10 protein-coding genes are annotated in these 13,469 nt (G+C 56.2%); 1 reads left to right on the plus strand and 9 read right to left on the minus strand.

The window, feature by feature from the left end; all coding sequences use genetic code 11:
* Positions 1–53: 53 nt before the first annotated feature.
* From olsF to AC6I8X_RS16960, 6 genes are all read right to left on the minus strand, one after another.
* A complete protein-coding gene (gene olsF / locus AC6I8X_RS16935; RefSeq protein ID WP_497840162.1) occupies positions 54–1,775 on the minus strand; it encodes a bifunctional ornithine lipid synthase OlsF in 1,722 nt (573 codons plus the stop codon).
* A gap of 109 nt (positions 1,776–1,884) precedes the next feature.
* Positions 1,885–2,589 (minus strand): proteasome-type protease, encoded by a 705-nt coding sequence (locus AC6I8X_RS16940; RefSeq protein ID WP_084876816.1) that lies wholly within the window; start codon positions 2,587–2,589, stop codon positions 1,885–1,887.
* Positions 2,590–2,609: 20 nt separating this feature from the next.
* A complete protein-coding gene (locus AC6I8X_RS16945; RefSeq protein ID WP_313683115.1) occupies positions 2,610–3,410 on the minus strand; it encodes a transglutaminase family protein in 801 nt (266 codons plus the stop codon).
* Positions 3,407–4,336 (minus strand): alpha-E domain-containing protein, encoded by a 930-nt coding sequence (locus tag AC6I8X_RS16950; RefSeq protein WP_313683114.1) that lies wholly within the window; start codon positions 4,334–4,336, stop codon positions 3,407–3,409. The genes AC6I8X_RS16945 and AC6I8X_RS16950 overlap by 4 nt, the downstream gene beginning before the upstream one ends.
* On the minus strand, positions 4,330–5,769 hold the full coding sequence (locus AC6I8X_RS16955) for a circularly permuted type 2 ATP-grasp protein (protein ID WP_084876819.1): 1,440 nt from the start codon (positions 5,767–5,769) through the stop codon (positions 4,330–4,332). Before AC6I8X_RS16955 ends, AC6I8X_RS16950 begins: the two co-directional genes overlap by 7 nt.
* A 125-nt stretch (positions 5,770–5,894) precedes the next feature.
* Positions 5,895–6,509 (minus strand): cupin domain-containing protein, encoded by a 615-nt coding sequence (locus AC6I8X_RS16960; protein WP_497840163.1) that lies wholly within the window; start codon positions 6,507–6,509, stop codon positions 5,895–5,897.
* Between the two features lie 262 nt (positions 6,510–6,771).
* On the opposite strand from AC6I8X_RS16960, the gene AC6I8X_RS16965 reads away from it, so the two are divergent.
* On the plus strand, positions 6,772–7,254 hold the full coding sequence (locus tag AC6I8X_RS16965; RefSeq protein WP_497840164.1) for a YlaC family protein: 483 nt from the start codon (positions 6,772–6,774) through the stop codon (positions 7,252–7,254).
* Positions 7,255–7,291: 37 nt separating this feature from the next.
* On the opposite strand, the gene AC6I8X_RS16970 is transcribed toward AC6I8X_RS16965, so the two are convergent.
* The 3 genes from AC6I8X_RS16970 to AC6I8X_RS16980 form a co-directional block, all read right to left on the minus strand.
* Positions 7,292–8,704: an aminotransferase-like domain-containing protein gene (locus tag AC6I8X_RS16970; protein WP_313683112.1), complete on the minus strand. Its 1,413-nt coding sequence runs from the start codon at positions 8,702–8,704 to the stop codon at positions 7,292–7,294.
* 33 nt (positions 8,705–8,737) lie between these two features.
* Positions 8,738–10,828 carry a putative bifunctional diguanylate cyclase/phosphodiesterase gene (locus AC6I8X_RS16975; protein WP_497840165.1) on the minus strand — a complete coding sequence of 697 codons (2,091 nt, stop codon included), beginning with the start codon at positions 10,826–10,828 and terminating at the stop codon, positions 8,738–8,740.
* A gap of 155 nt (positions 10,829–10,983) precedes the next feature.
* Positions 10,984–13,083 (minus strand): putative bifunctional diguanylate cyclase/phosphodiesterase, encoded by a 2,100-nt coding sequence (locus AC6I8X_RS16980; RefSeq protein WP_313683110.1) that lies wholly within the window; start codon positions 13,081–13,083, stop codon positions 10,984–10,986.
* Positions 13,084–13,469: the final 386 nt, after the last annotated feature.

A 13,469-nucleotide genomic window follows, 5' to 3' on the forward strand; every position in this document is an offset into this window, starting at 1 on the left:
ACAATACGCCGTAGACCCTACGACAATCAGATGACAGGCCCGTGACACCCGCCTTACGTTTCTGTGCCAGCCTCCGCCAGATGCATCGCGATATAACGCTCATAGCGGGCGGCTTTGACGCGCGTCAGATCCACCAGCACCAGCCCATCGATACAGTTGTTGAAATCGGGATCGCTACCAAAATCAATAAACTGCACGCCGCCCGGTTCGCATAGCTCGGAATATTGTTTGTACAACGTTGGGATGGCGGTACCGAGGTTGGCGAGCAGGTGCTTCAGACGGCGTAAATCTTCCTGATAATTATCGCCGGTGAACTGCGCCAGCACTTCTGGCAGCGAGGCCGGATAGGGACGGCGTGAGGTTGCCAGCGGCAGTTCGGTGGGGAAATAGAGACGATAAAACGCCACCAGCAGATCGCGTGCCGCCAGCGGCATGCCGCCGGAGATCGACACCGGGCCAAACAGATAACGGGTTTCCGGGTAACGGGCGATATAGGCACCAATGCCCATCCACAGATAATCCAGCCCGCGTTTGCCCCAGTAAGCTGGCTGAATAAAACTACGTCCCAGCTCCAGCCCCTGGCGGATAATCGGCAGCATCCGTTCGTCATAATGGAACAGGCTATCGCTGTAGATCCCTTCCAGACCACGTCGCTCCAGCTGTTCCGCACCTGGGATAAAACGGTACGCGCCCACAATTTCCAGCTGCGCGTCATCCCACAGAATCAGGTGATAATAATCATCATCGTACTTATCCAGATCACGCCGTCTGCCGCTGCCTTCGCCCACGGCACGGAAGGCAATCTCACGCAGACGCCCCAGCTCACGCAGTAGCGGCACCCAGCTGGCACCGTTACGCCGCCACAGGTAGATCTGCTTACCATCCGGCAGGGTACCCAGCCGTTCACTCTCCAGCAGCGCTTTTTTCAGTTCGGCTCGATCTTCCGGACGCGCAATCGCCGCTTCGGTCTGGAACAGACCAGGCCGCCCCTGACCAACACGATACAGATGTTTGCATAGCCGTTTCGCCAGCTCTCTGCCCGGCGTGTGGCCATCGTGCCAATGGGCAAAGGGGATCTGTTCACCAATATGCAGTTTGATACGCGAGCCGCGCTGGCGAAACATTTCACGCACCAGCATCAGCAACGCCAGGGCCGGGGAGAGATGAGAGGCGGTATAAAAAGTGAGGCTATTACGTCCCATCACATGCACCGGCACCAGAGGCGCACGGGCACGCGCAGCGAGACGCAGGAAGCTGTGATGCCAGACGCGATCACGCACACCACGGCTGGTGAGGCGGGAAACTTCCCCCGCCGGAAAGATAATTAATGCGCCCTGATTATCGAGATGCCGTTGCATCTGGGTCAGCTGTTCACGGTTGGTGCGGTTGCCCATATTATCCACTGGCAACATCAGGCTATTGAGCGGCTCCAGCATCATCAGCATACGGTTGGCAACGATTTTCACATCGCGCCGCACCTGTGAGACCGCCGCCAACAGGGCGAGACCATCCAGCGCGCCGAGCGGATGGTTGGCCATTATCACCACCGGCCCAGTGCTTGGGATCTGTTCCAGATCGCGTTCACTTAATTCACAACGAACGTCAAGATACTCCAGCACCTGCTCCACCATATCCACCCCTTGCAGGTGGCGGTAGCGTGCTGCGAATTGCTGAAACTCCCCTTCACGCAGTACCCATTTCAGCAGGCTTTTTTGCCAGCCTGCTGGTTGATGTCCTGGCCAGTAAGTATTGAGAACCTGATCAACAGAAAACATTGTTCACCTTCTTATAACGAGCGATTATCGCTCAGAAGTTAAAACGGCTTGCTTTCAGATTTATGACCGTGGCGGCATGCTTTAATAATAGGCGCAATAAATTGCGCCGTTACAGTTTCAACGGGGGTAATTGCGAGAAGACACTCAGCAACCCTTTGCTCCACAGCTGACGGATCTGCGAAAAATAGGGATGCTGGTCGGTGATATGGTACTGCTCGTTATCGCTAAAACTGTCGCTGTGATAAATCATCACATCCAGCGGCAGCCCTACGGAGATATTACTCGCCAGCGTAGAGTCCATCGAAATCAACGCGCATTGCATCGCCTGGTTGAGCGGGGTTTCGTAGCGCAACACACGGTCGATAATCGGTTTGCCGTATTTGCTTTCACCAATCTGGAAATACGGCGTATCGACGCTGGCCTCAATAAAATTGCCCTGCGGATAGATCTGGAACAACCGCGGCTCCTCACCGCGGATCTGGCCACCAAGCAGCAGCGTGCCGCCAAACTCTTCACCATCGCGCTTGATCACTTCGCGCAGCATTTCCCCCACCAACAGCGCAATGTCATACAGCGATTTCCCATTCAGCAAATTGGGCTGATCGTGATCATCACAACCGCGTCGTAGCAGGCTCATCACGCTTTGCGTGGTGGCGAGGTTGCCAGCACTTTGCAGCACCAGCGTGCGTTCATCATCCACCTGGAACACATGCAACTTACGAAACGACGAAATATGGTCAACACCCGCATTGGTGCGAGAGTCGGAAACAAAAATCATCCCTGATGATAAACGCATTGCCACACAATAAGTCATAGTCACGCCTGCAAAGAAAATTACTGCTGCGAGTGCACCTGTTGCACCGCGGCCACCGCCAGCATATCTTCACCCCCACCACCCAGCCGCATACCGCGTACCGGACAGGCATCGAGATAATCCACGCCCACCGCCAGCCGCAAATGCTGCCGCGTACTGCGGGTATTGTTGGTGATATCAAAGCTGTGCCAACTGCCATCCAGCCAGGCCTCAACCCAGGCATGGGTGGCAACGTGTTCGACATTGTCAGTATAGAGATAACCGCTGACATAACGCGCCGGAATCCCCAGACTGCGACAGCAGGCAAGAAACACGTGGCTGTGATCCTGGCAAACGCCAGAGCCGGCGGCAAATACTTTCGCGGCGGTATCAGTCACCTGGGTGCTGCCGGGGCGGTAAGGCATTTTCAGCAGCAGCTCGCCCATCAGTTTTTCCAGACTGGCAAGTGGCGCTTCCGCTCGCCAGTAACGCAGGGCAAAGTCGCGGATCGCGCTATCTGGCTGAGTCAGCGGCGTGCCGCGCAGGAAAATCAGTGGCGACAGGGTGGAATCGGGATCGGCGGCCATCTCACCATCATCAAGAATATCCACCACGCCACGGGCGGTAATCTCCAGCATCTGATGCGGGGTATCCAGCGTCAGGACATGCATCACGTTACCGTAAGCATCAACGGTGCGTGTGGCTTCACACGGCAGCGCCAGCTCCCACGACAGAATTTGCTGATGCACCGAATTTTGCGGCGTCAGGCGCAGATACTGGGTGCTGAGTTTGACCTGATGCTCCCAGGCATACCAGGTTTTGTGCTCGATGTTCAGTCTCATTTCGCCTCCAGATAGGTGTGATTAATGCTGTCAGCCAATTGATTAATGTCTTCCAGGAAGTGATTCAGCCAGTTATTGAGTCCCGCACGCGTCAGGCTTTCCCAGGTACTGAAGCGCATCTCGGCCAACAGCACCGTAGCGAGGTAACGCGGACGATCTTCTCCACTGCTGCCGATCTGCTCCAGTTGATTGGCGATCTCTTCGATGCAGGAATGCAGCGATCGCGGACTTTCGCTGCGCAGGATCAGCATCTCGTTGACCAGATCCGGCATCAGCTGCTGTTTGAAGATCGCGTTGTAGGCCTCGCGCGCAGATACCGCGCGCAGCAGGGTGTCGAGGCAGTAATATTCGCGCACCGAATCGGGGTGCTGCTCCAGCAATTGCTGATTCACGCTCAGCAAACGGGCGCTGCCGTCGGCACGTTCCATCAGGGTGCCAAGGCGGATAAAACTCATCGCATCGCCGCGCAGCAGGGTGCCAAACATCGCGCCGCGAAACAGGTGGCACCGTTCTTTTACCCAGTCGAAAAAGCTGTCGGCATTGGCACTGGAAATGCCACGACGGCGCATGTTACGCATCTCAATCCAGGTGGAGTTGATGCTCTCCCACACTTCCGAAGAGAGGCTGCCGCGCACCGCGTGGGCGTTGTTCCACGCCGATTGCCAGCAGCTGAAAATACTGCTGGGATTGCGATCGTCGAGGGCAAAGAAGTTGAACAACTGGGGCATGGTGAAACGCCCGTTCAGGGTTTCAAACAGCTGACGCGTGCCGGTGAGATTGAGCGGCAACAGCAACTCATCACCGTGGCTGTTGCGTACCGGCATCAGCGACAGCCGGTTGGTCACATCCAGCACCCGGGCAAGTTGTTCTGCGCGCTCCAGATAGCGCGCCATCCAATAGAGGCCACTGGCCGTGCGGCTTAGCATGATTCATCATCCTCCAGAACCCAGGTGTCCTTAGTACCGCCGCCCTGCGACGAGTTCACCACCAGCGAGCCTTCTGTCAATGCCACACGGGTCAGGCCGCCCGGCACCAGACGGATATCCGCTCCGCACAGGGCAAACGGACGCAGGTCGATATGACGCGGCGCGAGACCGTTGTCGATAAACGTCGGACAGGTGGAGAGCGACAGGGTGTCTTGCGCGATGTAGTTATCGGGCCGCGCCTGTAAGCGCGCGCGGAAATCGCTCAGCTCCTGCTGGCTGGCCACCGGACCAATCAGCATGCCGTAGCCACCCGCCCCGTGCACTTCCTTCACCACCATCTTGTCGAGGTTCGCCAGCACGTAGGTGAGATCTTTCGGGTTGCGGCACTGCCAGGTAGGAACGTTGTTGAGGATCGGATCTTCGTCGAGGTAAAAGCGGATCATATCCGGCACATAAGGATAGATCGACTTGTCATCGGCTACCCCGGTGCCGATAGCATTCGCCAGCACCACATTCCCGGCACGATATACCGACAGCAATCCCGGGACGCCCAGCATCGAATCCGGACGGAACGCCAGCGGATCGAGGAAGGCATCATCGACGCGACGATAGATCACATCCACCTTGCAGGGTCCGGCGGTGGTACGCATCATCACCGCGCCATCTTTAACAAACAGGTCAGCGCTTTCCACCAGCTCCACACCCATTTGCTGCGCGAGGAAACTGTGTTCGAAATAGGCGCTGTTGAAGCGGCCTGGCGTCAGCACCACCACCACCGGATCGTTTACCGGCGAGCTTTCACGCAGCGTCTGCAACAGGTGTGACGGATAACGCTCCACCGGGGCCACATGCTGCTCGGCAAACAACTCCGGGTAGAGGCGCATCATCATCTTGCGGTTCTCCAGCATATAGGAGACGCCAGACGGGGTGCGCAGGTTATCCTCCAGCACGTAATACTCGCCATCATTGTTACGCACCATATCCACGCCAACGATATGCGCATAGATATTGCGATGCAGATCAACGCCCTGCATGCAGGGTTGGTATTGATCGTTGACCAGCACCTGCTCGGCCGGAATGATGCCCGCTTTCAGGATGTGCTGCTGGTGGTAGATATCATGCAGGAAGGCATTGAGGGCTTGTACCCGTTGTCGGATACCGCGATCGAGCATCGCCCATTCGCTGGCAGGAATAATGCGCGGCACGCTATCGAACGGAATCAGGCGCTCTGCGCCGCCGTCTTCGCCATAGACGTTGAAGGTGATGCCAACGCGATGAAACAAAAGTTCCGCTTCTTCGCGTTTACGCGCCACTGCCTCTTTGTCCGCCGCTTGCAACCATTCCCAGTAGTGCTGATAGTGAGCGCGGTGTTGGCCGTCGCTCAGCAACATCTCATCATAGAAGTGTGATGCTATCTGGTAGCTTTCTTTCATGATTTACCCGGCGCTTATCAGAGGACCTGATTCCACTGCTGCATAAACTGTGCCAGGCGCGTGTGCGCTGTGACGCACACGCTACCCATCAGTGGGCCGACGCCGGGTTGTTACAAAACTGCACCTTATCGGTGCACAAGCTGCTGCGTGACTGGTAGCCAGATTTCAGTCATTGCCCCCTCCCCGCCGGTGAAAGGATCGCGCTGCGGCATAGGTACGCGCTGAATCTGCTGCTGAGAGGTTCTCAGGAAGCGGGGTTCATCGCGCAGCGTTTCCGGCGACATACCTTCAGGATAGGCGCCAACCACCATAAAATCCTCACTGGCGTGGACCTGTTTATGGCCGACCCCTGCCGGAACCAATACCGCATCGCCTTCGCGCAGCGTCACCATACGGCCACTGTCACCGCCAAATAGCACTTCCGCCCAACCCGCCGCGACACCCAGCACTTCATGGGTGTTCGGGTGGTAATGGGTATAAGGGAAGATCGGATAACGCCAGGCTGCGGGCCAGCCGTTATCGGTAAAGGTTTTTTCAAACCAGGCGGCGGTATCCTGGTTTTCATCGTCGTCGTCATCAGGTGCGACACCGGGCCAGATGATCAGCGGCAACGGATTGTTCGGCACACCGCCGGACGGGATCGATAACATAAGATGCTGCGGGTTACTGGAAGCCCCTGCGGAAAAGGTGCCAGCGGCGAAAGACATCAGTAACAGCAGGCTGGATGGGTAGGCAGTCATACTCTTTCTCCGGTTAGCTACATGCTAATAGTGTGGCAAAATCGGATGACAATACAATGTGCTCAGGTCCGCAAAATTCACATAAAAGCATGATTTTGCTAACTAAAGCCAAATTAATGATTAACCTCTTTAACATTTTGAGCGCAATACCCGGCGCAGGGCGATTTACCGCGCAACTGTTATAAAAAATCTGCACTGATCTGTGTCTGCAACTCTTCACTGTTACATGCTTTACTGGCAGGCAGTGAAAGAGAGGTGAACAATGGACGCCATTAAACAAATCCTGATTGATGAAATCGCTACCCTGAACCGTGAAGAACGCCGCGATAACCGGCCGCGTTTTAGCTTTTCGTTTCTGAAAACCCATCCGGGGCTGTGGGGAGTGATGTACCTGTGTTACGCGCTGTGCGTCGCACTGATTTTTTCCACCGACATGCTTGGCTGGCCCGCATTCTGGTTCGCCACCGCGTTTGTGCTGGTGATGAGCTTCCTGATGCTGCTGGATATCAATCCAAAGTATCGCTTTGAGGATATTGATGCGCTGGATCTGCGCGTTTGCTACAACGGCGAGTGGTATTACATTCAGCCGGTATCGCAGCAAGGTATCTCGAAGATTCTGGATAACCCCGGCACGCCGGATCGGGTGCGCAGCGGGATTCATCGCCTGATGCAGCAGAAAGGTGAGGTCGATTTTTACGACGTGTATTACCTGACCTGGGGTCACCAACAGGCCGCACAGGTATAACCCACGCACATCCGTAGCGGCGCGATTTATCGCGCGGTTACGGGTGAAGCTGTTTGATCAAAGTGCCCAGCATTGCCACCGCCGCTTCGGCGCGCGCATCCCATGGCCAGGCAGTGTTGAAGCGGAAGCAGTGGCGAAAATCCTCACTGCTGGAAAACAACTGCCCCGGCGCGATGCTAATCCCTTCCTTTAACGCCAGATGATACAGCTGCGTAGTATTGATACCGGCGGGTAAGGCTACCCATAAAAAGTAACCCCCAGGGGTATCGCTGATACTGGCCTCGGCAGGCAGCACCTGCTGCAATGCCGTGCGCGCCAGCTGTTTGCGTTTCGCCAGCGTCTGACGCAGTCGCTTCAGATGGCTGTCGTAACTGCGGGTGGAGAGGAAATCCGCCAGCGCCAGCTGCATTGGTGCGCTGGTGGAAAGCGTACTCATCAGTTGGATACGCTGGACGCGCTGGGCATGTCTTCCCGCTGCCACCCAGCCAATGCGAAACCCCGCCACCAGATTTTTGGAGAAGCTGCCGCAATGCATCACGTCGCCGTTACGATCAAAGGCTTTCGCCGGGAGCGGCTTTTCGTCACCAATCCACAGTTCGCTGTACACATCATCTTCAATCAGCGCCACGCCGTAGCGCTCCAGTAGCGTGACCAGCTGCTCCTTGCGCGCATGGCTTAAGGTGAACCCGAGCGGATTTTGCCGGTTGGTCATCAGCCAGCAGGCTTTTACCGGCCAGCGCTGTAACGCCTGTTCCAGCTCACCAAAATCAATCCCCTGCTCCACGTCGCTGGCGACCGCAATCGCATTCAGCTTCAGGCGTTCAATCGCCTGTAACGCGCCATAGAAAGAGGGATTCTCAATCACCACCCAGTCGCCAGGTTCGGTCACCGCCTGTAAGCTCAGGTTGAGCGCTTCCATCGCACCGTTAGTGATCACGATGTCATCCGGCGAGATGGTTATGCCCTGCTGCGCATAGCGCTGGGCAAGGATTTTGCGCAAATCAGCGTTACCCGGCGGCAGGTTGTTGAGCGCATCGGTCGGTTTCAGGTTATGCGAGACTTTCACCAGCGAACGCATCAGCTGGCGTTGCGGAAACAGTTCAGGATCGGGAAAGGCGGAGCCAAACGGCATAATGGCCGGATCGCGCGTGGCTTGCAGCACATCAAACACGAAACTGTTGGTGTCGGTCTGCTCCGGGCGGGCCACGGTTTGGGTTGGCAGACGCGGGCGCGGAGCCGCCGCACGGGGCGCGATATAGTAGCCGGACTGCGGTTTCGACAGAATCCAGCCCTGGCTTTCCAGCACTTCGTAAGCGTGCATCACCGTCATCAGGCTGAGGCCGGATTGATCGGCCTGCTGACGCAGCGACGGCAGTTTTTCCCCTGGCTGCCAGATGTTGGCTTCAATTTGTTCCCGCAGTTGATCAACCAGCTGCTGATATTTCGCCACCTGAATCTCCGTCGCTACCTATTCATAAAAGGCTTACTTCGCGGTAACTTCCAGTTCCGCTGCCGGGGTCACAAACTCCGGTAGTTCGCCAATGCGTTCTGGTGGTACCGGCTTGCCCAGCAGATATCCCTGTAGCGTGTTACAACCCAGCCCGGTCAGAAACGCCTGCTGCCCCTCGGTTTCTACCCCTTCGGCCACCACTTTCAAATCCAGCGACTGTGCCAGCGCCACAATCGCCGAGACGATGGTAGCATCTTCTGATTTTGCCTGTAGCTCATTAACGAAGGCGCGGTCGATTTTCAGCTCACTGGCCGGTAACCGCTTGAGATATAACAGGCTGGAATAGCCGGTGCCGAAGTCATCAATCGAGGCTTTCACCCCCATATTGGTCAGCTCGGTCAGGATACGGACGCTCTCCTCCGGGTCACGCATCGCGGTGGTTTCGGTGACCTCCAGCGTCAGTAGCTCAGCCGGAATCTGATGCTGCGACAAGGCCTGCGTGACGGTTTCCACCAGATTGCTCTGCTCAAACTGCAACGCCGACAGGTTGACCGCCACTGACCAGTGCGGATGTCCCTGCAAATGCCAGCAGTGCAGCTGTCGGCAGGCTTCATTGATCACCCAGTTACCGATATTGATGATCATCCCGGTCTTCTCCGCCATCGGCAGGAATTTATCGGGTGCCAGCAAGCCGCGCGTCGGGTGCTGCCAGCGCAGCAACGCCTCAAAACCAATGATCGGTCCGCTCGGTGCACAATATTTGGGTTGATAGAACAGCCGCAGCTCGTTGTTCTCCATCGCCTGCCACAGGTCGTTGTTTAACTGCAGCTGGCTCTGCGCCAGGGTGTTCATTGAGGGCTGGAAGAAGTTGTAGCCGTTGCGCCCGTTATTTTTGGTGTGATACATCGCGGCGTCGGCGTTAAACATCAGTTCACGCTCATCGACACCATCGCCGGGATACACGGCGATACCGATACTCAGCGACACCATTAACTCATAACGTGAGATGCTGAACGGCTTTTCAATCGCCTTCACCAGCGCATCAGCAGCAGCGGCGGCATCGTTCGGATCATCGATTTCAATCAACAACACGAACTCATCGCCACCCATGCGCGCCAGCGTGTAGTGCCCTTTCATCTGCCCGGTCATGCGTTCGGTTACCGCGATCAGCAGATTGTCACCGACATGGTGGCCAAAGGCATCGTTAACCGCTTTGAAGCCATCAAGATCCATAAACATCAGCGCAAAATGCGAGTGTTCGCGGTCCGCTTTATTGATGGCCTGGTCGAGACGATCTTCCAGCAAAATACGGTTCGGCAGGCGTGTCAGGTTGTCATGCAACGCCAGTTGCGCCAGTTCACGGTTGGCCTCGGCCAGCGAGCGCGCGAGGATGGAGGTTCGTGCCTGCATCCTTGCATCCAGCATGGATACCAGCAGGGTAATGCCCAGAATCGATAGCGTTACCACCGTCACCAGCATCGCCAGCCAGTTACTGTTAACGCCCATATGTGTCGCGTGGCTTTGCATCGGAAAATCCGCCGCTGCCATGCCGGTATAGTGCATACCGGCGATGGCACAGCCCATCACCACCGAGGCCCCCAGGCGCAGCAGGGTGACGCGACCATTTCCTTCACGCAGGTTGAACGCCAGCCACAGCGCCGCCCCGGAGGCGACCAGCGCGATCACCACTGACGCGGCAACCCAATACCAATTCCAGACAATGCCGGGTGCAAACATCAACGCGGCCATGCCGGTGTAGTGCATCGCCACCACGCCAGTGCCGAGCACCACCGCGCCGCCGCACAGGCGCGGCCAGGGCAGATCGCCAGAGCAGACCAGCCACAGAGCAAAGATCGACGCCAGCACGGCAATCACCATCGAGGCTGCCGTCAATAACGGGTTGTAGCTCATCACCATATCAAGGCTCATCGACAACATGCCGATGAAGTGCATCGCCCATATGCCGACGCCCATCGCAAAGCCGCCGCCAAACAACCACACCAGCGCCGTCTTGCCGCTGGAGGTGGCCACTCGTCCCGCCATATCCAGCGCGGTAAAGGAGGCCAGCATCGCCACCAGAACGGAGACGATGACGGTATACCAATCGTACGAAGTCACTAACATAGTGAGTTCCCAAGTCATAGCTGGGTTAGCAGCCGTGGTGTTGTTAACAAAAAGTAAAATACATAAATATTATTGTACAATTTACCGACAGTCGTGCTGTCGTTATAAGTCTTTGAACGATGAAAGATTGCGATTCAGAAAATCAAAATTACTTGTCAGGCACCTGCCAGTGGTGCAACGTTATCGGGGATGCTCAGTGGCGCGGGTGCCGCCACGGTGAATTCACTGATGCGCTCTGCCGGTGTCGGTTTCCCCAGCAAATAGCCTTGCAACATGTCAAAACCCAGCCCGGTCAATAAGCGTTGCTGTTCTTCCGTTTCCACACCCTCAGCCACCATGCGCAGATTCAGGCTCTGCGCCAGGCTGATCATGGCAGTGACCACCGTGGCATCTTCACTGTCAGCACGCAGGCTATTGATGAAGCTGCGATCGATCTTCAGCTCGGTAGCCTCCAGATGTTTCAGGTGCAGCAAGTTAGCATAACCGATACCAAAATTATCAATCGCGACCCGGACACCCAACTGATGTAACTCAGCAATGCGTTGCTGGCTGAACTGCGGGTCACGCATGGCGATGGTTTCGGTGATTTCCAGCATCAGCATCCCTTCCGGCAAGCCGTGTCGTTGCAGAATTTCACTCAGGCTGTCGATCAGATCACGCTGATGAAATTGCAGCGCCGACAGGTTAACCGAGACGCTCCAGCTGTTGTTTCCTTCGTCATGCCACTGGCGCAGCTGGCGGCAGGCTTCGTTAATCACCCAGTTCCCCAGCGCGATAATCTGTCCGGTTTTCTCTGCACGCGGCAGGAACATATCCGGCATCAGCAATCCCCGGCGCGGATGTTGCCAGCGCAGCAGCGCTTCAAACCCCATCAGCAACGTGCCACCGGCGCGGAACTTGGGCTGATAGAACAGCCGCATTTCCTGATGCTCCAGCGCGCTCCACAGATCATTTGCCAGTGCCAGCTGGTATTGCGCCACTGCACTCATAGCCGGTTCGTACAGGCTCCAGCCGTTACGGCCGCTATGTTTGGTGTGATACATCGCTGAATCGGCGTTGAACATCATCTCCTGCTTGCTGCGGCCATGCAGCGGAAAGATGACAATACCCACGCTAAGCGAGACGCGCAGCGAGTAACGCTCCAGTTCGAAGGGGGCATCAACGGTATTCACCAGCCGCTGCGCCTGCGCGGCAGCTTGCAGGCCATCGCAGTTCGGGCTTAACAACACGAATTCATCACCCCCGAGGCGCGCCAGAATAGCATCCTTGCGCAGCTGGTTACGCAGGCGGGTAGCAACAGCGATAAGTAAGCGATCACCAACATGATGTCCCCAGGTATCGTTGACTGCCTTGAAGCCGTCGAGATCCATGAACATCAGCGCGAAGGTTTGATCGTTGAGGGTCGCGTGTTTGACGGCTGCATCGAGTTGCTGCTCCAGCAGCACCCGGTTCGGTAAGGTGGTGAGCGTATCGTGCATCGCTAACTGATGCAGCTCGTTATTAGCCGTCTTGAGTTTGGTCGCCAGACGCGCGGCGCGCAGCTGGGCATCCAGCATAGAAATCAACAACGTCACGCCAAGAATACTCAACGTGATGATGGTGACCCACACCGCCAACCCCTGATCGCTTACGCCATGTTCCATCATGCTGCTGGTGTTGTTGAACTGTGCTGCGGCCATGCCCACGTAATGCATACCAGCAATGGCGATACCCATCGCCAGTGCTGCATAAGCACGCATGATCAGCAGGCCATCCCCCTGACGCAGATGAAACGCCAGCCACAGCGCGACACCCGCAGCGCTATAGGCGATGAGCACTGACAGGACAACCAGTTTCATATTCCACTGAATAGCGGGATCAATCATCAGCGAGTTCATGCCGAGAAAGTGCATTACCACTACCCCAGTGCCGAGGATCAGGGTGCCACGTACCAGACGGCGGAACGTCAGATGGCTACCGCGCACCACCTGCGCGAAGGAAAAGATCGAGGACAATATGGCGACTGCCAGCGACAGCGAGGTCAGCGTCACATCGTAGCGCATGGTCATCGGCAGCATCATCGCCAGCATGCCGATAAAGTGCATCGCCCAGACGCCAATGCCCATCGCGGTGCCACCTGCCACCAGCCACAAACGGGCAAGGCAGCCTCGTGACACGGCGACACGTCCGGCGGTATCCAGCGCCGTAAATGAGGCGATAAAAGCAACGATTAAAGAAACCGTCACCAGAACGCTATCCCAGGTAACCAGCAACATGAGCGCTCCTCACTAACCCGCTAGCGAGCAGGTGCTGAATCGTCGAATCGTAACAAAGATTAAAAAGCATGCATAAAAGGTCTGTTAACTCTTCAAAAGCGATTCAGCCGCTAATCGTACCAGCCTGACTGGGGACTAACGCACCGGGATTTTTTTATTCGCTGAGAGGAGAATCGTTATTATGTCTGATTAATGTATGAACATAACACTGAACCCTGCGCCGCGGTAGTAGCTGGAATAACTCCGCGTTTAGTTTTTTTAACCTGCCTGAATCCCTTGCTATCACTGAATTATCGGCTATCGGGGCAAATTGATTAGGGAAAAATTATTGGTGGGCCTGACAGGCTTCGCTTTGCTGAACTATAGTTAAGAAAACTGATATAAAT

The organism is Pantoea sp. X-Soil-TKNS-1280 (genome assembly GCF_059730475.1).